Source organism: Streptomyces sp. NPDC033966, assembly GCF_055575955.1.
The window spans coordinates 694,138-715,497 of record NZ_JBVIRQ010000003.1 but is presented as its reverse complement, the minus strand read 5'-3'; the positions used below and the strand labels follow the sequence as shown (position 1 = coordinate 715,497).

Here is a 21,360-nt window from a genome sequence, read left to right as displayed (position 1 = left end):
ACACCTACAACCACCACCGCTGCCACACCGCACTCGACGGACACCCACCCATCAGCCGCGTCAACAACGCTACGGGACAATACACCTAGGCCGTCCCTTCGGGCGCCGGCCCACCGGGCTGCGCCCCCTTCTACGGCGGCCGTCTTCCGTTAGTGCGGGTTCAACGCGCTTCTGACACCGGAAGGCGGCCGCTGCTTCACCTCCCGGTCCCTCCCCCAGGCCCGGATCCTGGCCGCACAGTGCCGGGAAGCCCTCGCCGCCGAGTCCGACCAGGACCCACCACGGCCGACTACGCCTGTTCCGGGTCAGACCTGATGTGCCGCTTCCGGCTGGGCGATGAGCAGGGCGACATCGTCGCGCTCACCGGGGTGCCGCAGCCGGCGCAGCAGGAGGTCGCAGACGTCTTCCAGGTCGCCTTGGGCGTCGGCCAGCACGGACAGCAGGAAATCGAAGCGCTCGTCGAGGGACTGCTCTCGGGTCTCCACCAGGCCGTCGGTGTACAGGACCAACCGGTCGCCGGGACCCAGGTCGAGGCGAGTGGTCCGGAAGGGGACGCCGCCCACCCCGAGTGGGGCGCCGGTGGGCAGAGCCAGTAGTTCCGGAGGCCGGTCCGGGCGGATGAGGACCGGGGGGAGGTGCCCGGCCACCGAGATGCGGCACCGCCGGTCGCGCGGATCGTAAACGGCGTAGACGCAGGTCGTGAAGGTGTGCTCCATGCCGGCAGTGGCCTGGTCGAGGTGGTGCAGGACCTGGGCGGGGTCGAGGTCGAGCTGGGCCAGGGTCCGGGTGGCGGTGCGCAGCTGGCCCATGGTCGCGGCCGCGGCGATACCGCTGCCCATGACGTCGCCGATGACCAGGGCGCTCTTGTCGGCCGGGAGGGGGATGACGTCGAACCAGTCGCCGCCGATCTCGCTGGTGGCGTCGGCCGGCTGGTACCGGTGGGCGATGCCCAGGCCGGGCCGGTGTGCGGGGCGGTTCGGGGGCAGGAGGTTGCGCTGCAGGGTGAGGGCGGCATGGCGCTGGCTCTGGAACCAGCGGGCGTTGTCGATGCACACGGCCGCGCGGGCGGCGAGCTCGCCGGCCAGCGTGATGTCGTCCTCGTCGAACGGCGCCGGGTTACGGGCACGCATCAGGCCGACGGCGCCGATCACCTCGCCGCGGGCGATCAACGGCAGCGCGAGGTACGAGTGGATGCCGGCCGCGGCGAAGACCGCGGCCGAGTCATCGTCCCGTGCGATGCGGCGCAGGTCCTGTCCGGTCACCCGCGCCAGGACGACGGGGCGTCCGGTGTTCACGCAGCGGGTGACCAGCCTGTCCTCGGCGTACTCGACGAGGTCGCCGACGGGGTCCGGGGCCTCGGCGGCCCGGGTGGGGTACGCCGACATCACCGCCAGCGCTCGGAAGCGGGCCGGGCCGGCTCGCGCCCCGGAGGCTCGCATGCCCTGCAGAACGCTGTCGAGGACATCCACCGTGGCCAGGTCGGCCACGTCGGGCACGCACACCCCTGCCAGCTCCCGAGCCGTCCGGCCCAGGTCGAGGGTGGTACCGATCCGCACCGACGCATCGGCGACCAACGCCAGGCGGCGCCGTGACCGGGCGGCATCAGCGGCCGCCCGGTGCTGCGCGGTGACGTCCACCACCGAGGTGGCCAATCCCAGAACCCGCCCGGACGGGTCCTCCAGGCGGTAGAGAGAAACCGACCAGGCGTGTTCCTGCCCGGGCCCGTCCGGGGTGGCCTCCACCGTGAACCGGTCCAGCAAGGGGACTCCCGTGGCCAGGACCTCGCGCATCGCCGACTCGACGGCGTCCCCGCGCAGGAACGGCGGCGTCTCAGCCGCCGTGGACACGGCGCGACCCGGTGCAGATCGGCCGCTCATGCCTTCCAGTGCCGGGTTGACCAGCACGAACCGCAGTCCGGTGTCCATGACCCCCAGCCCGATCGGGGACTGCGAGATCAGCCGCAAGGACAGCGCCAAGTCCCGCTCCACACGTCGTAGGGTCGCCTGATCGGTGGCGATCCCCAGCGCGTAGCGACCTCCGCGGTCGTCCTCCAGCCGCATGTTGCGGAACTCCACGAGGCGCGTGCTGCCGTCCTTGTGCCTGACCGGGAAACCGCCCGCCCAGCGCTGCCCGCTCCCCATCACTCGGGCGAACAAGTCGATGACCAGGTCCAGGTGCTGCTCGTCGACCAACAGCCGGCCCGCGAACCGCCCCAGCGCCTCGTCGGCGGAGTAGCCGAACAACTCCTCGGCCTGCGGGCTCCACAACACGATCCGCCCGCCGTCGTCCAGCACCACCGCGGCCAGACGGAGCACGTCCAGCAGCCCTCCGGGGACCGCCGGGCTCGTACCCACCCCGCCGACCTCGGCCCGGAACGCATCGGATGTACTCACCGCGGCCCCTTCCCATTCATCCGCACGGGAGGCATCGGCCCAGCACCGGCGGACGACAGGCCCCTCTCGCCCTGCTTGCTCCGTCCCATCGTCTCTCCGAACCGACGACAGGGCGCCCCACGGCCGTCTACCGCCGAGCCACGGCGTTACGGAGCGCGACGGAGATATCCGATCGGCTCCAGAGGCGGGCACGACTCGCCCCGGGACGGAACGCAGCGCCCGAGCCCGTCCTGAACGCGTTCAGGACGGGTCATCCGCGAAGGCGCTGCGGCACCGGCAGGGCAGTGGGGTCAGGCGGCGGTCTGGGGCTGGCGCAGTTCGGGCCGGCCGAAGAGGAGTGCGTAGCCTTCGGGAAGCTGGTGGAGGATGCGGGCGAGGAGGTCGGGGCCGGCGAGGCGGGTGACTGCGGCGAGTACCGCGCCGGTGTCCCAGCGGGCGATGGCCGGGGTGGTGCCGGTGCGGGCAGCCATGTCCTTGACGAAGCCCCAGCCGGTGAGCCGGCCGGTGGCGGGGATCTGAGCGGTCAGGGCGAGGGCTGCTTCGACGGGCAGGCATTGTGCGAGGTCGACGCGTTCGTCGCCGACGAGTTGCCGGCCCAGGGCGGCGAGGACGGTGCGGACGGCTTCCTCGGCGCGTTCGCGGGTGGGGTAGGCGCCTTCGTAGCGCACCCGCTCCAGCATCTGGTCGAACGTCATGGCGGCGTGGGCCGGGTTCGCTCGAGGCTGGTCGTACATGGTGCTGCGGTTGCCTTTCTCGTCGGGGTTGGCTTCTCCGGCGGTAGTGCCGGACGGTCACGTGGGCCGGGGGTGGCCGAAGAGGAGGTCGTAGCCGGGCGGCAGCTGGAGCAAGGCCTCGCGCATGAGGGCGTCGCCCGCTGCTGCGGCCACGGTGGAGAGGACCGCGCCGATGTCCCACAGGGCCGTCTTCTCGGTGGCTCCTTCGATCCAGGCGGCGGTCGCGCGGACGAAGCGTTCGGGGGACAGCGGTTCGGCGGCCTGCAGGGGGTTCAGGAGGATCAGGCCGTAGGTCTCGGGGAGGCGGGCGGCGAGCTCGGCCCGCACGGTGCCGACCAGGTGTGCGCCCAGCAGGGCCAGGACGACGCGGGCCGCCCGTTCGGCTTCCTCCCGGGTCCGGTATTCGCCGCGCTCCTGGACGTGCTCCAAGAACGCCTCCCGGCGCATCGGCATCTCACGTCACCTCCGGGGAGGGGTGCAGGGGTGCGGAGGACGGGGTGCGGAGGACGGGGTGCCGGAGGGGGAATCGGGTCCCCGCCCTCCGCCGCTGGCACCGGCCGGGTCAGCCGGAGATCTGCTTGCGGCCGGACGAGCCGCCGATGGCGATCTTCCGCGGCTTGGCGCGTTCGGCGATCGGGATCCGCAGGGTCAGGACACCCGCGTCGTAGTCGGCTTCGATGTGCTCTGTGTCGAGGGTGTCGGCCAGCACGATCTGGCGGGAGAAGACACCCAGGGGCCGCTCGGAGAGCTCCATCTGCACGCCGTCGGACTTCTCCGCGGGCCGGCGCTCGGCCTTGACGGTCAGCATGTTCCGCTCGACGTCGATGTCGATCGCCTCGGTGCTGACGCCGGGGAGGTCGAAGGCCATCACGTACGCGTCGCCCTGGCGGTAGGCGTCCATCGGCATGACGGACGGCTTCGACCAGGTGCCGGACGCCCCGGACAGCTGCTGGACGATGCGGTCCATCTCGCGGAACGGGTCGGTGCGCATCAACATCGCGAAACACCTCCAGTCGGTTCAGGCAGGAACTGCCAATGCGCTTCAACGTGCTCCCGTTGTAACATGTCATCGAAACGATGACAAGCAAGAAGTCATCTGAAGGATGACAAGCCCTGGAGGCCATCGACCAGGCCATCGACCAGGCCGCCGGAGAGGCACAGCAACCCTCGACGGGCACTTCCCCGGTGGCACGGGACGCGGGCCCCTACCCGGCCTTGGCCGCACTCCTGCTGCTGCGCGAGGTACGCGAGCAGCTCGCCGGCCGGGAAACCGGCCTGATCGAGACCGCCCGCGGTCAGGGCGCCGGCTGGGCCGGGCTCGCCGCCCCGCTCGGGGCGGCCGGCCGCCAGGCCGCCGAACGCCGCTACCTGCGGCTGCGCCCCGGCACGGCCTTTGCGACGGCGATCTCCAGCCGACTGTTGCCGCAGTCCATGACTGTCGGATGTTCCGTGCGCCTGTACATCCTGACGATGGCTGCGCACTGAAGTGCCATGGCCAGCGCCATGCCCAGACAGATTCCGGGCAGCCCCGAACCCGAAAGGCTGTATGCAAGTGCGAGCTGGAGTGCCACGCCGCACGCCGTGATCCGCGCAAGGGCGGCGCTGCCACCGCTGCCCTCGAACACCCCGCCCAGCGCGATGAAGCAAGCGAGAAGCACCAAGTACGGCCCCAGGCACCGCAGATAGAGCGCCCCCGCCTCGGCCACCTCTCCCTCGCTGCCGAAGGCACGCATGATCCAGGGCCCGGCTGCGAGCAGTATGAGCAGAGACGTGAACCCTGACGATCCGGCGAGGAGCACCACCTGCCGTCCGATGACCCACCGTTCGTCGCGTCCGGCACCGAGCAGATGGGCGGTGCGGATGGCGGCAGCCTGGCGTAGCGCGTAGAAGGCCATGGTCGCGACGTACATCGCCTTCGTCGCGATCCCGTACGCGGCGACCTCGCTGACGCCGATCCGGGCGACGATGGCGACAAGTACGAGCGCCCCCGCCATTCGTATGACGAAGTCGGCCGACATGGGAAGCCCGGTCGCAGCGGTCCTGCGCACATCGACGCTGAGCGAACCGGCGCGGTTCGGGGCCGCCTGGGCTGCCTGCCGCAGTACGCCGTTGCGGTGCAGCGCCGCAAGGCCGCAGATGAGCGCGACTGTCCGGCCCAGCACTGTGGCGATCGCCGCCCCACGCACCCCGAGGTCGAAGCCCAGGATGAACAGGGGATCCAGCCCGAGAATCAGGCCGTTCGCGAGGATCGCCAGCTTCATTGGGGTGCGGGTGTCTCCCGCGCCTTTGAGGACGCCGTCTACGACGTTGGCGGCGAAGAACACCGCGATTCCTGGCAGTGCGATCGCGAAGTAGCCAGTGGCGAGGGGCAGCGAGTCGCCGCTGCCGCTGCCGCTGCCGCCGAGTACGAGGTGGGCGAGCGGTTCGCGGCACAGGTATCCACCGATGGCGACCAGGGGTGTGACGAGTGCCCACAGGACCCATCCGCCGCGCACGGCGGATCGCAGCGCTGCCGGATCCCCCGCTCCTCTGGCTCGTGCGACGAGCACAGTCGTGCCCGAGCCGGCGACGAGGATGACACCGAGCAGCAGGTTCTCGACATTCGTGGCAACGGCCACCGCGGCAACAGCGCTCCCGCCGAGCCGGGCCACCCAGACCATGTTGATGATCCCGGCCGTGACCCCCGCGAGTAGCTCGAAGTAGACCGGATACGCGAGCGACACCAGCCTGCGTCGGTGTTCTGCTGGCCCCATGACCCACACCCCTCTTTTCGCTGTACCTCTAATCGAGGTACAGCGAAAAGAGGTACCATGGCAGGATGGGACGGGCAAGCGCGCCGACAGGCACAGGAAGGAGCTCGGGGCATGCTGGAGCTGTCGATTCTGGGGTTCCTCTTCGAGGAGCCTCTGCACGGATACGAGGTGAAAGCCCGCATCCAGGGCCTCAGCGGCCACATCCGCCCAGTAAGTGACGGAGCGCTCTATCCGGCTATCTCCCGGCTCGTGAAAGCGGGTCTGGTCGAACAGCACACCGAGCCTGGAAGCGGTGCCGCACCCCGCCGGATCCTGTCCCTCACCGAGGCGGGCCGCACCGAACTGCTGGCCCGATTGCGGCACCCCAAGGAAGCCGAAATCACCGATGGGCAGCGCTTCTTCACTCTGCTTGCCTTCCTGCGCCATCTCCCGGACCGTGCCGAGCAGGCTGCGGTGCTGCGCCGACGGCAGACCTTCCTCAACATCCCGGCGAGCTTCTTCTACCGCGATGGCGAGCCCGTACGGGCCGAGGACGCGCCGGATCTCTTCCGGCAGGGCATGCTGCGCATCGCTCGCGCCACCGGCGCCGAGGAAAGGAAGTGGCTGGCCGAGGCCATCGGCAGCCTGGAAGGTTGAACACTGGCCGAGGGAGGCGCTACCCCGCCGACAGTCCGTTGCCACCCCGCGCCACCACGGGAGGGGACGTACCCGTCTTCAGCCGAGGCCGCGGGGGCGGCGCACGATGAGGTGGGCGAGGGTGCGGCTTGTGTCCGCAGAGGCCGTGTGCGGATGACTTCGTGTGTCCATTGAGCAGGTCCGCTGTCGGAACCGCGTTCGCGACGGTGACAGCGGCGCGTGTTGCATTCCAGCCCCGGCGGTTTGATGCAGTTCACTGCCTTGGTCTTGGTGGTGGAACCGCCGGGCCGTGCGCGTCCGCTGTGGCAGGGTCGGACCATGCCCTTGGATCACAACGACCACTATCACCGTCTGCTGTTGCGTCAGGTGCCGCGGAATTGCGGTGCGGCCCTGGACGTCGGCTGCGGGACCGGCCGGTTCGCCCGTCGGCTCGCTGACCTGGGCATAGGAGTCGATGCGATCGACCCGTCGGAGGAGGCCATCGCGGAGGCCCGCGCACTGTCGGGGCGGATAGCCGGTGACCGAAGCCCACGCTTCCGGCACGCGAACGCCACCGAGGTCGAACTGTCCAAGGCTCATTACGACTTCATCTCATGCATCGCCAGCAACCATCACATGCCGTTCGACGCCGTCGCTGCACTGCGTGACGCACTCGCGCCGGGCGGCGTCCTCGTGATCTCGGGTTGCTATCCGGAGAAGACCCGGCTCGACTGGGCTTGGAGCCTGGCGGCCGTGCCCTTCAATGCGTTCGGTCCTCCAACGGAAGGCTCCACGGCCGGCCCTTGCGGAGCGCATCCGCGCCCGCGCGCCGCAGCGCGGTCACCGGCTTCCCGAACTGCCGCGGGCTCAGTCCTGTGAACGGGGCTGTCCAAGACGGCTCCGATGCCGTGATCACACCAGCCACCCGGTGATCATTTCAGTTGCCGACGTAGCTCATGCTCGGCGATCCTATCCACTTCGCAAGCGAGGAGGATGACATGGGCTTGATCCTGTTCCCAGGAGACGGAGACAACAGCAGCCCGGACGTCACATGGTCCTGCATCCGCTTCAACGCCTTCCGGGAACGGCTCGCACAGGCCGAGGGGTTCAACCTCCCTGAGATGTGGGGCTTCGGGGGCGACCGGCTGTGGAGCGACGTCTCCACCGCTCTGGAGCCGCTCCTCGATCACCCGGATGTCGGTGGTGACGCCCTCTCGACTGCCGACTGCGCCGCGATGCTGCCCCGCCTGAAGGCGATCACCGGCCAGTGGCAGGAGGAGCCCGACGAACCGATCCTCCAGCAGCACATTCAGGACGCCCAACAGCTGACCGTCGTCCTACGATTCTGCGTAGACGAGGGCGTCGAACTCATCTTCGGCTGACGTTGAGGAGTGCCCACACAGCCGAAACCCCACCACGGCCGCAGTTACGGGACAGCCCTTGGTGAAAATACTGCAACGTCCTCCTCGCCGACGACGGCGAAGTGCTCCTGTTCGACTTCGAACGGTCCGAGTACGGAACGGTGACGCGGGACCTGGTACGCCTCAGCGACACCTGGGGTGTGAGGGGGCGGCCGCAGCCGTCGAGGAACGCGGTGCGCAGGTCCGGGCCTTCGACGCCTCAACGCCCTTCACCACCCGTAACCCGCAGGTCCCGCCCGCCCCTTCGAGAAGGGAAACCCCGTGCCAACCCCGCTTTGCCACCCCCTCGGATGCCGCGGAGATCGCCCGCCTGCGGTCGGAGAACATCCTCAGCGAAACCCTGGACGAAGCCTGGCTGGCCACCTGCACCGACCAGCTCGCCTTACGCCTCCAGGACGGTGGCGACGCCCGCGCCTACGTCATCGACGCGCCCGGCGGCGGCTTGGCCACCTGCGCTCTCGGCCTGGTCCACGCCGTCCTGCCGGCCCCGAAGTACCCCAAGGGGCTGGCCGTGCTCATCCAGGCGGTGGCTACCGCCCCCGCCCACCGACGCCGCGGCCACGCCCGGGCCGCGCTCACCGCCCTCCTCGACCACTTGGAGCGCGGCCCTCGCCACCGGCCGCCAGGCCGTACGGCAGCAGTGGACCGACCGCAACTTCACCCGCTTCCTCGGGGATCCCAACACCCACCATCACCTCCTGGACCACCGGTCACGGCGACCTCCACTGGGGCGACCTCACCCCCGAACCCCTGGTGATCCTCGACCCTCCCGACGGCCGTCCCGGCGAACTCGTCGCACTGGCACACCTCCTCCAGGTCGCAAGCCGCGGCAGCCACCCCGAACTCGCCCCACACCTCGCTCCCGCCGCGCCCGTACCCGTGTAGGATCCGCGGTTTCGTGAGCAGTGTCGGCGAATGATGAGCAGCGTCTGAGCACATTCGGGTGATCACGAGCACTGGTTGCGTCAGGTAGCAGTCCTCCATCTCCAACCCTGGGACGCGCAGCCCAGCCGGCCGTACACCGACGAATGGAGCAGAATGTCCTACGACGGCGCGTTCCTGTGGGGTCCGGCGAACTTCTCCGGACGGCCGCCCGCCCGGCTGGTGGTAGAGGGTGTCGCCGTGGGCGTCGTGACCGTCGGATTGGTGGCGGGTGCCGCGGTGACGGGCACGCTGACCGGTTTCGGCACAGTGGGCTCGGTGGTCGGTGTCGTCGTGAGTCTGGCTGCCGCCCGGTACCTCTTCTCGACGAACGCGGGACGCGTATTGGTCGGCGCAACCGCCCTGCTTGGCGGGGCCCTAGCGTGGTGGATACCGGGCCCGACCGCACAGGCCGTCCTCGCGGCGCGCGGCGAGAGCCGTACGGTGGTGGTGACCGAGGTTCACGTCCACCGCTACGAGGGCCGGGACTACGTCAGGAACTCCTGCTCGGTACGCCTCCTTGACGGAACCCCGGTCCATGCCGAAGCCTGGCGCACGTGCGGTGCCACCGCGCGCCCGGGCCGGCATCTCACGATGGTCTTCGACCCCAAGGACGCCGTCCCGCCCACCGACCGGACCCTTCCCGCCAACACCATTGAGCCCCTCGCGGGGCCAGCGGCGGCGGCTCTCACCCTCGCGGCGTTGTGCTGCGTCGCGGTGATCCGATCCCAGCCGTGACCAGGTCACGCCCGATCTGCGACCGTGGGCCCGGTGACCGCGGGCGGGCGCGCCGAAGAGCGACGATCCGCAGGAGCCGGTGCTCACGAAGTTGCGGAACCTGCAACCCGCACACCCCGACGACGAAGCCCTCGTCGCCGGCGGAGTCCTCGCTCAGCACGCCGACTCCGGAGCCCGGACGGCCGTCGTCACCACCACCTGACGCCCCGCCGGCACACACCCCCACCGCCCTCGCGATCTCCGCATTCGAGACGCCGTCCTCGAACAACTCGACTGCCCGAACACGACGCGCCTCCGCCAACTGAGGCCGCGACAACGGTGGAAGGGAGGAGTCGGCAGCCGAAAGGGAAGGTCGATATGCCACCCCGACAGCCTCCCACCCGCACGGCCACCACACCCACCGAACTTACGAAAAGATCAAGTACTGATCGTTTCAGAATGAGGTGCCCAGGCAACGCAGGCAGATGAGGCAGCAGGCCCGTTCGAGCACGCCCTGGTGGAGGTCTGCCCGCCGTTCGTAGCGGGTGCGGAGCCGTGGGCAATGCTGGGTCGGGTCCCCGGGATGGTCACCAACAAATATCGGTTGTGAACAGCTGCACAGTCCTGCGACGGTGCCTGTGTGCATTGCAGAGCCGTCAACGAGTCCGACATCGAGGCGATCTTGGATCTCTTCGGCTGCGCCGAGCACGCCGCAATCGGGCGCCGGGAGACGACGCGAGCAGACGTGCGTGACCTGCTCGCGAGCCCCGGCCTGGATGTGGCGTCGCGGACGATGGTCGTGGAGTCGAAGGAGGGTCGGCTCAGCGGCTTCGTCGCCCTGCATCCGGCACCGCAGGCCGGCCAACTCCGGGCCCACCTGATCCTTGCACCCGCAGACGGCGCTACGGACACGGCCGGAGCACTGCTTCACCTGCTCGACGAGTGGGTGCTACGGGACGCGCCACACCCCAACACCCCCGTGACCATGTTTCAGCTGCCCGACTGCCCGGCCCATGACCTCATGGCCGCCGAGGGCTGGAGCATCGTGCACAGCTACACGCGCCTCAGAGTCGACCTGGACACCACCGAGTTCCCCGAACCGGCTCAGCCACCCCTCGGTGTGCAACTGCGCGTCGCTGCCGATGACCAGGACCGGCGCGCCGTCCACTCCGTTTTGGAGGACGCGCTGGCCGGGCACTGGAACCACCGGCGGCGTACCTTCGCCGAGTTCGACCGTGACCAGCGACAGCGCGGCAGCTACGAAGCGGCCCTGTGGTGGCTGGCCGAGGTCGATGGGGTCTGTGCGGGTGCTGTCATCGCTCGCGACCCGTCAGAGCGCGCATGGATCGCCTGGCTCGGAGTTCTCGATGCCTACCGCGGCCGCGGCATCGGCACCCAGTTGTTGCGCACCGTCTTCCGGCTCCTCCGTGACCGTGGCCATCACAGCGTGGGAGTCGACGTCGACACCCACAACTCCTCCAGTGCCCTCAGCGTCTACCGGGCCGCCGGGATGAGCGAGCGGGGCACCGCTGACCAGTGGCGCAAGATCTACGCCCACCAGCCTTTCTGACCAATTCAGTCGAGCCTCGGATCTTACGCTCGGCGATCTCGGTCGGCAGGGTGTCCGATGTCCGCGTGCGTGCTGATCTCGTTTCACATGACCTGTGGGAGCGCGTGGCTCCGCTGCTTCCGCTCGCTCCCGAACGGCGCCGCCGCTACCCCGGGCGGTTGCGCGTTCCGGACAGGGCGGCCCTCGCGGGCGTCATGTACGTGTTGCGGACCGGTGTCGCGTGGCGCGCGACGTGCCCGCCGAAACTGTAGGCTGCTCCGGAATCACAGCCTGGCGAAGGTTGCGCGACTGGACCGGGGCCGGCGGCCCCTCGCCCGTCGACCGATCTGCTGAGTGGCTTCCGACGGAGTCTGGGATCCAGCCTTCCTGGCCTGATGCTCACACTCACCGAGCCACCGCTCGGCGTCGTCTGACCCACTCAGACTGTGTGCCGCCCTCTGTCTCCTCTGCCTGCCACCCCCGAGCCCAAGTCGGGCGAGACGACCCTGGGGGCCCGCGTGTTCCGTCGCAGGAGGCGCCACTGACCGAGGTCGTGCCTGCTGACGGTCCGGTAGATTCGACGATGCAGCTGATCTTCAGGGGAGCGGCCGTGTGCCGCGCGTGCGACACGGGGGGGCAGTGGTGGGGAGCGGACAGGCGCTGGAGCGTCGGCGGAAGGCCTTACTGGATTGCTGGCGTGCGATCGAGTTGTTCAGCCCGCCGACCATCCCGGCCCTGCCTCGCCGACGCCTGGCCGCACGCTCCGGGCCCCGGGACGAGTACGTTCTCGACCTCACGCCGGGGCCGGGGCAGGCGTCGCCGCGCATGCCGTGGGCTCCGGATCACCCGGATACCGGGCCACGGCGGGCACCATACGGCCGGATGTGGCGGCACGAGGTCTACTGCGGGCTCTTCGATCTCGAGTTGCTCCGCCAGGCGATGATCTCGGTACTGCCAGCGGGAACCGATCCCGATCCCGGTGTGCCACAGTCCGAGCTGGTGCTGTCGGGCCAGAGCGCGATGCTCGCACTGGTCCTGGATGACGAAGGCCGGCCCGTCGAGGACACGTCCGTCATCTCCGCGTGCGCTTGGGCGACCGGCCGCCTCTTCGATCCCGGGCCGTCCGTTCCGGGCTGGCTGGACGGCTTCGAGGAGCTCGACGACGCTTTCGGCACCGCGATCGACGAACTCACGGCCACGGCGATCTCCTACGGCCCCACCGTGACGACCGCAGCCACGGCGCACGAGCATGGGTCCGACGTGGGCGACGGAGCGGGAACACCGGGTTCGACCGGGGCCAGGAACTGGCAGCGACTGCTCGCCGAGATCCTCGGCGGCGCTGCTGTCGGGGCCGTCGGTGCTCTCTTCGGCGAGGTCGCCGGCGCCGCCCTGCAGGGCGCGGCGGAACCCTTGGTCCGCCGGGCCGCCGACTGGGCCGCGGCGCGCAGGCCCGCTGAGGAACGAGCGGGGTCCGGGCAGCCAGTCGGCGCCGCGGGTGTGCCCGAGGGCGCACCCGCCGACGGTACGGACACTTCCACGGAGGCGGAGTACGGGTCCAGCGCTGCAACCCGTCCGCTCGGGTTCGCCGATCTCGTCGCCTTGACCGCGCAGATCGCCGACCTGTGCGGGGTACGGGATCACTTGCGGCCGCAGGTGATCCGAGTGCGCAGCAGGCTGGTCACCCGTCCGAAGGACCCTCAGACGAAGGTCGCCGCCGCTGCACCGTTCCTGAACAGTCTGCTCCCGCCCGACCTGGCTCGCGTATCCACTGCCGTCGGCAAGGGAATCGGTCCGGCGCTGGAGGCGTACCTGAGCGAGCTCGACGCCGGTGTCGTACGGGCTCGGACCGATGTGCGCCAGGAGCGCAGCGCCGTATTGGCCGGTGTGGCTCCGGGCCTGATCCCCGGCGGCCGCTGGCCCGCGCCGCCGAGTCGGCCGCTCGCGCTGAGCCAGCAGTTCGCGGTGGACCGTCTGCTCGCCGACCGGGTGGGAACCGAAGGCGGCATGTTCTCCGTGAACGGCCCGCCCGGCACGGGCAAGACCACGATGCTGCGCGACCTGGTCGCCGCACTGGTCGTCGAGCGAGCGGCGCTGCTCGCTACGTTCGACCGGCCCGAGAAGGCCTTCACCGGCACGGTGTGGCGGGGCAAGGACCGGCAGGGCAAGCGTCCCCGCTTCGTGTCTCGGCTCGACCCGCGGCTGACCGGGTTCGAGATCGTGGTCGCCTCCTCCAACAACGGCGCCGTGGAGAACATCACCGCCGAACTGCCCGGCATGGACGCACTCGGCGAACACTGGCACGGCGGCCCCGACCACTTCTCCGACCTCGCCTCCGCTCTCCTCGGGGCACCGGCCTGGGGTCTGGTCGCAGCGGTGCTCGGCAACAAGACCAACCGCAAGGAGTTCGAAAACCGTTTCTGGTGGGGCCAATTGCCCGAGAAGGAGACCAGGGCCCGCTCCACCGCGGGACTGCCAAAGCTGCGCGGCATGGAGGCCATCCTGCGCGAATGGACCCCGCCGAAACCCCCGGCCGGCGGCCGGAGTCGTGTCACCCCGACGAACCAGCCCGCGGCGGGCGTGCCGGTCCGACCCGTGCCGTCGTGGACCGGCGCCGTCGCCGCGTTCCGTACCGCCCAGGCCAAGGTCGACCGTATGCGATCCGAGCGCACCCGTCTGGCGGGTGCCCTCGCGGAGGTGGAGTCCCCGTCGGCCGGGCACCGGATCGCAGGCCTGGAGACTGCCGTGTCCCGGGCCGACCAGCAGGTAGCCGCCGCCACGGTGGCCCTGGAACGAGCCGCCACCGGCACCGCCGCCGCCCGGTCGGCCACCGCGGCGGCCGAGGCCGGACACCACGCGGCCTCCGAGCACGTCCCGCGGGCCCGCCAGGAGCTGGCCGACGCCCGCGCGGACCTGTCGGCCGCCCGTGAACTGGCCGCGCACCACCGGGAGTACGTCACCGCGCTCACCGCCCGTCACGACGCTCCTGCGCCCATCGAGCGGGGCCTGCGCGGTGGGCTACGCCGCCTGCTGCAGAGCACGGCTGACCGACGGGCCGCCGAGCGGCAGCAGGAGTACACCCAGGCCGAGATCGCGCACCTGCTCGTCCAGCAGCGCGCAGCGCTCGAGGACTCCTTGGAGCGGGTCGCCGCGGCCGTGCGCGCCGAATCCCTCGCCGTCGGCCGGCACGCCCACTCCGGCAACGCCGTCGACCAGACCGCCGCCGGCCTCGACGCCGCGCTCGACCACGAACGGGCCGCGAGCGCGCGCGAAGCCACAGCGGCCGCCTCCCTCCGGCACGCCCAATACATCGCCGACGCGTCCCGCCGCGATCTGCGCGCTGCCGTGGCCGAACTCGACGGCCACCACCGCGAACTACGGGAAGCTGCCCGGACGCTGCCGTCCCTCCCCTTGGGCTGGGCACACCTCGACGAAGCCGACCAGGAACTCGGCTCGCCCTGGTCCGACGAGGCCTGGTCCACCGCCCGCAGCGACCTGTTCCTGCGTGCCCTGGACCTCCACCGCGCCTTCGTCGCCGGGGCGGCGAAGAAGGTCCGCGGCAATCTCCAAGTCCTCATGGAACTGATGGCCGGCACCAACGGCCCCGTCCCCGACGAGCAGGTCGAGCAGGTCTGGCAGACCCTGTTCCTCCTGGTCCCCGTCGTCTCCACCACGTTCTCCTCCGTGGGCAGCATGTTCGCCCGCCTCGGCCGGGAGTCGATCGGCTGGCTCCTCGTCGATGAAGCCGGACAGGCCACCCCGCAGGCCGCCGTCGGCGCGCTGTGGCGCGCCCGCCGTGCCGTTCTGGTCGGCGATCCGCTCCAACTCGAACCCGTCGTCACCATGCCCACGACCCTTCAACGCCGCCTGCTGAACGCCTACGACGTCGGCGACGAGTGGCTGCCCTCGGCCACCTCGGCCCAGGCCGTGGCCGACCGGACCAACCGCTACGGCACCTACCTCCCGGCACCCGACGGCGACGACGAGCACGTCTGGGTGGGCTCACCGCTGCGCGTCCACCGCCGCTGCGAGAACCCGATGTTCACGGTCAGCAACGAGATCGCGTACGACGGCCTCATGGTGTACGGCACCGGACCCAAGGCGTTCCCCGACGCGGAACGGAACGGCCTGCTCCCCAGCCGCTGGCTCAACACCGACGACCCCACCCGCCCTGCCGATGCACCTTGGGGCGAACGCGATCGCCGCGCCTTCGCGTTCGTACTCGACCACTTGCACCGGCAAGGCGTCGACATCGATCGCCTGCGCATCATCGCCCCCTTCCGGGCCCTCGTAGCCGAATGCCAGAAGATCTGCCGCGGTCGCGAAGGCTGGACGTCACAACTGATCGAGGAGCGTTGCGCCACGGTCCACCGAGCCCAGGGCAAGGAAGCCGATGTCGTCATCCTGGTGCTCGGCGGCGGCCGGCCCGGCGCCCGCGACTGGGCCGCCCGCACCCCGCACCTGCTCAACGTCGCCGCGAGCCGCGCCAAACGCCGCCTCTACGTCATTGGCGAGCGCAGCCTGTGGGCCCCGCTCCCGCACTTCGACGTCCTCGCCTCTGAGCTGACGGAGTTCCACCATCTCAGCGACCGAACCACTTGGCCGCCGGAAATGGAGTGACCGCCAACGCTGTGCTGCGGGGCGGAGGCTACGTACCCGTCACGACGCAAGGCCACGAGCCGCCGCCCGAGCTCACGCCCGGGCGGCAGCCCCCGCGGATCAGCGCGCGGTCGTGGGGGCCGGGCACCCCGGCAGGGCCGGCCGGTCCTTCGTGCGTACGGCGGGGAGCCAGGCCGTGGGGGGTGTGGAGCCGGGAGGGAGGCGGACGCGGAACCAGCGGGTGGACTGCTGGTCCTCCTCGTTGATGATGGGCTGCCCGTCGGAGACCTGGCAGTCGGCGGCGAGGACGTCGCCGTGCCACACCCGGGTCGCCACGACGTTGTCCGCGGCGTACGGCCGCCGGGGGTCGATCGCCAGGCCCAGACTGCACTGCCGGTCCCGGTCGGCCCGCTCCCGACACCCCTTCTCGGCGTTGAACACCCGGATCGCGCCGGCCTTCGCCTCCGCGCCGCCGGGCGGTGCGGACGGGTTCGCCCGCACCGTGTCCGACCACAGGGTCGCGCCCGCGATCCCGCACAGCGCGGTGGCCAGGACGGCGGCGCGTGCCCGGCCCCGAAGCCGGCCCGCCCCCGTCCCGCGGGTTCCCTGTTCGGCGGCGATACGGGCGAGCAGGCTCTCGGCGGTGTGCGGGGCGCGCGCCGCGTGGGTGGGGGCGAGGCAGTCGGCGGCCAGCGCCCGCCAGAACGGCGGCACCGCGGGGTCCATGCGCAGCGGCACCCGCCCTTCGCCGTACCCCTGCACGGCGGCGCCCCGGGCCATGGGTGTGGCGCCGGCGAACGGGGAGGCGCCGGACGCGAACACCTCGTGGATGATGACGCCCAGGGCCCAGATGTCGGCGCTCGGCCGGACCTGTACGCCGAGTTCCCCGAGCGGCGCCCGCCAGCGCTCGGGCGGGAGGTAGTCCAGGGTGCCCATGGGCGGCGCGTACCCGTGCGTGCCCGTCATCTCGGTGGCGAGGCCGAAGTCCGAGAGCTTCACGGAACGGTCGGTGCCCAGCAGGACGTTCTCCGGCTTGAGGTCGGCGTGGACCCAGCCCGAGCGGTGGAGGTGGGCCAGTCCCTCGCAGATCCCCGCGATCAGCCGGGGGCGGTCGGCCTCGGCCGCCCCGACGTCGAGGAGTTCGCGCAGGCTGCCCGCGGCCCGCTCCATGACCAGCACGATCGCGCCGTCCAGCGAGGGGCGGTCGGGTGCGGCGAGGACGAAGGAGTCCAGGAGACCGATCAGCCGGGGGTGGCCCGCCCTGCGCCCTAGTTCGACCTCGCGGCGCGCGGATTCCACGATCCTGCGCGTCTGGCGCGGGGCGTACCCGGCGGTCGGCATGATTTTCAGCGCGACATCGGCTGGTCCCGCCGGCCCGCCCGCAGGGGCCACCCCGCCGGTCCGCCGGGTCCGCCCGGGGTACCCGTCGGCCGGCCGTGCCGCGTAGACCGTGGACCAGCCCCCGGACCCGATCAAGTCGGTGACCGTCCAGTCCCGCACCCGGTAGCCGGGCGGCAGGAGGTCCCTGCGCTCGCACTCCGTGGTGTCGCGCAGGCCGTTCGGCGGCGTCATCGCGCGCTCTGCCGCTCCCGCCCGCCGGCCCCCGTCAGGGGCGGCAGCAGCGTGAGGTGCTCCTCCCGTACGAGCCCGAACCGCAGCGCGAGCCCGACGATCTCCTCCCGCTTGCCGTTGCGGCGCTCGCTCCTGCCGGGTTCGCGCAGGTCCGGGGCGCCGATGCGCAGCTTCTCCTCGGCGAGGTAGTCGATGTGCGAGCTGATCGCACGCGCGGTCAGCGTGCCGCAGGTGGGGTGTCCCCTGAGCCGCTCGACGATCTGGGGAGTCGTGGGGACCGCCACGCGGGACTGGTCGCGCAGGCGCGGTTCGCAGAGCGCGACGAGCACGAGGAAGTAGGCGGCCGTCTCGTCCAGGGAGTACGCCGTGACCGTGAGGCGGCCCCAGGGGGCGCCCATGGCGTCCGGGTCCAGATAGACGTGGTCGGGCGCGAACACCTGGAAGGACACGGTGACGTCGCTGCGGGTGGGCAGCACCACGCGTGAGAACTCGAACGGGACGGGCGCACCGACCCGGCGCGGCGGGACCCTCAGGTACTCCCCCGCTCCTTCCGGGTTCTCCACCAGGTAGCTGTGGGTGGCGCTGTGGTTGGTCAGCTGCCAGTGGTCGTCGGCGACGCGGATCTCCCCGGCGAGCCGGGAGATCGCCGGGTCGGCGAGGCGCAGTTCGACGGGGACCGTCTCGGAGCCCCGTCCGAAGCGGGCGGCCTCGCCCGGTCCGAGCCGCAGCGTCACGGGGTCACCGTACGGTTCACCGCCGTCGGCGCCACTGCACCCCTGCGGCAGATGGACGACTACACCGCTCACGGTTCCCCCTGTTCCACGCGTCGCTGCTCGGACGAGTGGAACAATACTCATCTCTCAAGGGAGTTCATCGGCGTACTTCGGCCACTTCCGCAGGGCGGCGCCGCTCGGCTTCCGCCGGGGCGGGACGCCTACCCTGGCGGCCGTGGAAGCCTCCCGGGTCTCCCTTCGCATCCGGCTCACCCACCCTCCCGCAAGGGCCGCCCGTTGTGTGCCGGGTCACGTCGACTCCGTGTCAACAGTGGCGCTTTGGGGCTCCTTTCGCCTCTCTGCCGAGCGGATCGGAGCAGCAGACAGTGCGGGCGGCACAGGGGCATCGGAGTGGTATCCGTCCCTCCGGCCGTGGCCGCCGATGGCCTGCCCCGGCCCCGGCAGGGTGGGGAAGGTCACCGTGCCGGGGGGTCACGGCGCCGCCTGCCCGCCCGTTTTCCCCTTTCACTTGGCGAAATCCACACTCCACGATCCGTCCTCCACACTCCAGAATCCGCCCTGCACGCACCGCCCTCCGCGCTCAGAGAGCGGGACTGCCCGATACGACGGGGGCGACCGCTCGGTCGCCGAAGGCCGTCCACGGCCGCCATCCGCCGCTCGGCCGGTCCTGGACGCGGGTGCGGATCCGGCCCTCGGCGGTGACGGCGAGGACGTGCGTGCGCCTGGTGGAATCGAGCGCGGTGGCCGGGGTGGCGGCGAGCCTGATGCAGGGGCGGTCGGAGGCCGGTCAGCCCTGGGTGGGGCCGGCGGTGGTGTTGAGCCAGGTCCACTCGGACCAGGTGGAGAAGCCGGTCTGCCATTTGTGGAAGGTGCCGGTGTGGTTGGTGCCGAAGACTTCCATCCGGCCGTCGGCGTTGGTGACCGCCGTGACCTCGGTACCCCCGCCGCCGAAGGCGTTCCAGTCGCCGTACGCCCCGTTGACGGCGCGCTGCCAGGTGTGCATGGCCGTACTGCCGTTCATGGCGAAGACCTCGACCCGGCCGTCCGGAGTGCGTTCGCTGCTGAGTTGCGCGTCGGCGGGACCGCCGGCCCCCTCCCAGCCCGACCAACTGGCCGCGCTGGTCTGGTACTTGTGGAACACCCCGTTCGGGCCGGAGGCGAACGCCTCCAGGCGGCCGTCGGCATTGTGGTCGACGGTGAGGTCGTGGCCGCCGCCTCCGAAGGTCTCCCACGTTGACCAGCCGCCGTTGGGGGCCGTCTGGTAGGCGTGCTGGAAGGTGTCGGCGCCCAGGGCGAACACCTCCAGGCGGCCGTCGGGCGACTTCTCCATCTCCACCCGGCTGTCGGCGGGGCCGCCGCCGGCGGCCTCCCACTCCGACCACCCGCCGTTGGGGGCGAGTTGGTACCGGTGGAAGAGGCCGACGGGTCCGGAGGCGTAGACCTCGATGCGGCCGTCGGCGTTGACACCGGCCGCGGTGTCGCGGCCGCCACCGCCGAAGGTCTCCCAGTTCGACCAGCCACCGGAGGGAGAGAGCTGCCAGCGGTGCTGGAAGGTGCTGCCCGACAGGGCGAACATCTCCAGACGGCCGTCGGCACTTGGTGCGATCGCCAGTTCGGCGTTGCCCGGCCCGCCGAGCGGTTCCCAGGCCGACCAGTTGCCGTTCACCTCCTGCTGCCAGGCGTGGTGAACCCCGTCGGCGCCGGCGGCGAACACCTCCAGCCGTCCGTCCGCCGACCGCGCCGACACCACGCGGCCCGACTCCGCGGGATACACCAGCGGCTTGGGCCGCGGCCCGCTGCCCGGGGTGCAGGGCAGGACGACGCCGCGCTCCGCCAGGTAGACCTCGGGGTCGATGCCGTAGGAGGCGGACTGATCACCCCAGATCCGGAGGTGGAGGTGGGGGCCGTCGACGTTGGTGCCCTCCGCGCCGACCAGGGCGATCTGCTGGCCGGCCACGACGTGGTCGCCCTCGAAGACGTCCCGCCTGGACATGTGCCCGTACTCCGAGATCCGCCCGTCGGGGTGCAGGATCCGGATCCACTGGCCGTAGTCGCCGACGTATCCGGAGATGGTCACCTCGCCGTCGCCCACCGCGTAGATCGGCGTCCCGACGTCGGCCCCGATGTCGACGCCGTTGTGTCCACTGTGGAAGTGCTGGGTCATGGGCCCGGTGGTCGGGCAGGCCGCGGTGAGCTCGGCGGGCCGCGCCTCGGCCGAACCCGTGGCGGCGAGCGCCGACAGCGCCGCAAGGAGTACGGCAGTCGCCGCGAGGACGCGGCTCAGGGGGCCGTTCACGCCTTGCGCAGCCGGTCGATGACGCCATTGATGTCGGCCTCCAGCAGTTCCCGGCGGACATAGTGGCCGCCGCCCACCTCGTGCTGCTCGTAGGGGATGCCCGCGCGGTCGAGGTTCCACTTGAACTCCCGCTGGGTGGCCAGCACCAGGGTCTCGTTGGCGTAACCCTGGATGTCCTCGGGGCTGGTGCCGGCGACCAGGAAGACCCGCTTGTTGCGGTAGCTCTCGATGCGCTCGCACGGGTTGTCCGCGCTGACCCGGGCCTGGTCCCAGAAGGGCACGCCATAGATGCTGCCGCCGTTCAGTTCCACCGCGGCGGAGGAGGCGTTGGCCCAGTGGGTCACCAGGTCACCGTTGCCACCGCGCAGGTTGGCCGGGCCGGAGTGGGCGCTGACCGAGGCGAAGTGGCCGTAGTACTTGGCCGCGTACTTCAGGGCGCCGAAGCCGCCCATGGAGAACCCGGAGACGGCGCGGCCGTCGTATTCGGCGTAGGTGCGGAAGTTCGCGTCGATCCACGGGATCAGCTGACCGATGTGGAAGTACTCCCAGTTCCGGGCACCGATGTTGGAGCTCACCGGGTTGGAGTACCAGCCGGCGCGCCCGCCGTCGGGCATCACGACGATGAGGTCCTTCCAGGCGGTCAGACCCCGGATGTCGTGGAACCGGTCGAAGGTGATGAAGTCCTCCAGGCCACCGTGGAGCAGGTAGAGGACGGGGTAGCGGCGCCCGCTGGTGTGGTAGCCGTCGGGGAGCAGCACGTTGACGGCCGGGGTCCAGCCGCCGATGGCGGAAGTCTGGAACCGGTAGTACCACATCCGGGGATCCTGCTCGCCGCGTTCCGTGATGTGCAGGCCGGGAATGTCACCGACGGCGGAAGCGGTCGACGCGGCGGCGAGGACACCCGCGCCGCCCATGGCCATCGCGGCCGTGAGGCCACCGGCGGTCTTCAGGATGTTCCTGCGGCTGGGGTGCTGCGCGCTCACTGTGTCCTCCTGGTCGGGAGCCTGACGGTGCGTCCGGAAGGTAGCAACGGTGCCGGGGCCGGGAGACCCCGGAAGA

Annotated in this window: 15 protein-coding genes and 4 pseudogenes; 9 read left to right on the top strand and 10 right to left on the bottom strand. The window is 71.0% G+C overall.

Features of this window, described 5'->3' with window-relative positions:
• Nucleotides 1–305 precede the first annotated feature (305 nt).
• From ACZ518_RS12185 to ACZ518_RS12170, 4 genes are all read right to left on the bottom strand, one after another.
• A complete protein-coding gene (locus tag ACZ518_RS12185; RefSeq protein ID WP_469112930.1) occupies nt 306–2,393 on the bottom strand; it encodes a SpoIIE family protein phosphatase in 2,088 nt (695 codons plus the stop codon).
• Nucleotides 2,394–2,683: 290 nt separating this feature from the next.
• Entirely contained in the window at nt 2,684–3,127 is a 444-nt protein-coding gene (locus ACZ518_RS12180; protein WP_469112929.1) for a DUF2267 domain-containing protein, read from the bottom strand.
• 57 nt (nt 3,128–3,184) lie between these two features.
• Nucleotides 3,185–3,580, bottom strand: a complete 396-nt coding sequence (locus tag ACZ518_RS12175) for a DUF2267 domain-containing protein (protein ID WP_469112928.1) — start codon at nt 3,578–3,580, stop codon at nt 3,185–3,187.
• 109 nt (nt 3,581–3,689) lie between these two features.
• Nucleotides 3,690–4,124, bottom strand: coding sequence for an Hsp20/alpha crystallin family protein (locus tag ACZ518_RS12170; RefSeq protein WP_469112927.1), 435 nt, complete (start codon nt 4,122–4,124; stop codon nt 3,690–3,692).
• A gap of 116 nt (nt 4,125–4,240) precedes the next feature.
• Here ACZ518_RS12170 and ACZ518_RS12165 point away from each other — a divergent pair.
• A pseudogene (locus ACZ518_RS12165) lies at nt 4,241–4,528 on the top strand (HSP18 transcriptional regulator); the annotation flags it as partial.
• Here the strand turns inward: ACZ518_RS12165 and ACZ518_RS12160 are convergent.
• Complete coding sequence (locus ACZ518_RS12160; protein ID WP_469112926.1) at nt 4,492–5,880, bottom strand: MATE family efflux transporter; 1,389 nt, start codon at nt 5,878–5,880, stop codon at nt 4,492–4,494. The pseudogene ACZ518_RS12165 and the gene ACZ518_RS12160 overlap by 37 nt on opposite strands.
• A gap of 111 nt (nt 5,881–5,991) precedes the next feature.
• On the opposite strand from ACZ518_RS12160, the gene ACZ518_RS12155 reads away from it, so the two are divergent.
• Together ACZ518_RS12155 and ACZ518_RS12150 are read left to right on the top strand one after the other, a co-directional pair.
• Entirely contained in the window at nt 5,992–6,516 is a 525-nt protein-coding gene (locus tag ACZ518_RS12155; protein WP_469112925.1) for a PadR family transcriptional regulator, read from the top strand.
• A gap of 246 nt (nt 6,517–6,762) precedes the next feature.
• Nucleotides 6,763–7,146 (top strand): annotated as a pseudogene (locus ACZ518_RS12150) (class I SAM-dependent methyltransferase); the annotation flags it as partial.
• Nucleotides 7,147–7,264: 118 nt separating this feature from the next.
• On the opposite strand, the pseudogene ACZ518_RS12145 reads toward ACZ518_RS12150, so the two are convergent.
• Nucleotides 7,265–7,420 (bottom strand): annotated as a pseudogene (locus ACZ518_RS12145) (IS5/IS1182 family transposase); the annotation flags it as partial.
• 73 nt (nt 7,421–7,493) lie between these two features.
• On the opposite strand from ACZ518_RS12145, the gene ACZ518_RS12140 reads away from it, so the two are divergent.
• The 6 genes and pseudogenes from ACZ518_RS12140 to ACZ518_RS12115 all read left to right on the top strand — a co-directional run bounded on the left by ACZ518_RS12140 (nt 7,494) and on the right by ACZ518_RS12115 (nt 15,720).
• Nucleotides 7,494–7,877 (top strand): hypothetical protein, encoded by a 384-nt coding sequence (locus tag ACZ518_RS12140; protein WP_469112924.1) that lies wholly within the window; start codon nt 7,494–7,496, stop codon nt 7,875–7,877.
• A 1,077-nt stretch (nt 7,878–8,954) separates the two neighbouring features.
• Complete coding sequence (locus tag ACZ518_RS12135; protein ID WP_469112923.1) at nt 8,955–9,575, top strand: hypothetical protein; 621 nt, start codon at nt 8,955–8,957, stop codon at nt 9,573–9,575.
• A 79-nt stretch (nt 9,576–9,654) separates the two neighbouring features.
• On the top strand, nt 9,655–9,777 hold the full coding sequence (locus ACZ518_RS12130) for a PIG-L family deacetylase (protein WP_469112922.1): 123 nt from the start codon (nt 9,655–9,657) through the stop codon (nt 9,775–9,777).
• A gap of 417 nt (nt 9,778–10,194) precedes the next feature.
• Complete coding sequence (locus ACZ518_RS12125) at nt 10,195–11,124, top strand: GNAT family N-acetyltransferase (protein WP_469112921.1); 930 nt, start codon at nt 10,195–10,197, stop codon at nt 11,122–11,124.
• Between the two features lie 65 nt (nt 11,125–11,189).
• Nucleotides 11,190–11,428, top strand: a pseudogene (locus ACZ518_RS12120) (transposase); the annotation flags it as partial.
• Nucleotides 11,429–12,084: 656 nt separating this feature from the next.
• Complete coding sequence (locus tag ACZ518_RS12115) at nt 12,085–15,720, top strand: DEAD/DEAH box helicase (RefSeq protein WP_469112920.1); 3,636 nt, start codon at nt 12,085–12,087, stop codon at nt 15,718–15,720.
• Between the two features lie 99 nt (nt 15,721–15,819).
• Here the strand turns inward: ACZ518_RS12115 and ACZ518_RS12110 are convergent, their stop codons facing one another.
• From ACZ518_RS12110 to ACZ518_RS12095, 4 genes are all read right to left on the bottom strand, one after another.
• A complete protein-coding gene (locus tag ACZ518_RS12110; RefSeq protein ID WP_469112919.1) occupies nt 15,820–17,271 on the bottom strand; it encodes a serine/threonine-protein kinase in 1,452 nt (483 codons plus the stop codon).
• Nucleotides 17,268–18,077 (bottom strand): serine/threonine protein kinase, encoded by an 810-nt coding sequence (locus ACZ518_RS12105; protein ID WP_469112918.1) that lies wholly within the window; start codon nt 18,075–18,077, stop codon nt 17,268–17,270. The genes ACZ518_RS12110 and ACZ518_RS12105 overlap by 4 nt, the downstream gene beginning before the upstream one ends.
• 715 nt (nt 18,078–18,792) lie before the next feature.
• Nucleotides 18,793–20,169, bottom strand: a complete 1,377-nt coding sequence (locus ACZ518_RS12100) for a DUF8189 domain-containing protein (protein WP_469112962.1) — start codon at nt 20,167–20,169, stop codon at nt 18,793–18,795.
• Nucleotides 20,170–20,297: 128 nt separating this feature from the next.
• Entirely contained in the window at nt 20,298–21,284 is a 987-nt protein-coding gene (locus ACZ518_RS12095) for an alpha/beta hydrolase-fold protein (protein ID WP_469112917.1), read from the bottom strand.
• Nucleotides 21,285–21,360: the final 76 nt, after the last annotated feature.

What these genes read in the sequence shown, in the direction of transcription:
- ACZ518_RS12140 (WP_469112924.1), top strand. Translation starts at nt 7,494, where the DNA reads ATGGGCTTGATCCTGTTCCCAGGAGACGGAGACAACAGCAGCCCGGAC.
- ACZ518_RS12160 (WP_469112926.1), bottom strand. Translation starts at nt 5,880, where the DNA reads ATGGGGCCAGCAGAACACCGACGCAGGCTGGTGTCGCTCGCGTATCCG.
- ACZ518_RS12155 (WP_469112925.1), top strand. Translation starts at nt 5,992, where the DNA reads ATGCTGGAGCTGTCGATTCTGGGGTTCCTCTTCGAGGAGCCTCTGCAC.
- ACZ518_RS12180 (WP_469112929.1), bottom strand. Translation starts at nt 3,127, where the DNA reads ATGTACGACCAGCCTCGAGCGAACCCGGCCCACGCCGCCATGACGTTC.
- ACZ518_RS12110 (WP_469112919.1), bottom strand. Translation starts at nt 17,271, where the DNA reads ATGACGCCGCCGAACGGCCTGCGCGACACCACGGAGTGCGAGCGCAGG.
- ACZ518_RS12100 (WP_469112962.1), bottom strand. Translation starts at nt 20,169, where the DNA reads ATGACCCAGCACTTCCACAGTGGACACAACGGCGTCGACATCGGGGCC.
- ACZ518_RS12175 (WP_469112928.1), bottom strand. Translation starts at nt 3,580, where the DNA reads ATGCCGATGCGCCGGGAGGCGTTCTTGGAGCACGTCCAGGAGCGCGGC.
- ACZ518_RS12170 (WP_469112927.1), bottom strand. Translation starts at nt 4,124, where the DNA reads ATGTTGATGCGCACCGACCCGTTCCGCGAGATGGACCGCATCGTCCAG.
- ACZ518_RS12135 (WP_469112923.1), top strand. Translation starts at nt 8,955, where the DNA reads ATGTCCTACGACGGCGCGTTCCTGTGGGGTCCGGCGAACTTCTCCGGA.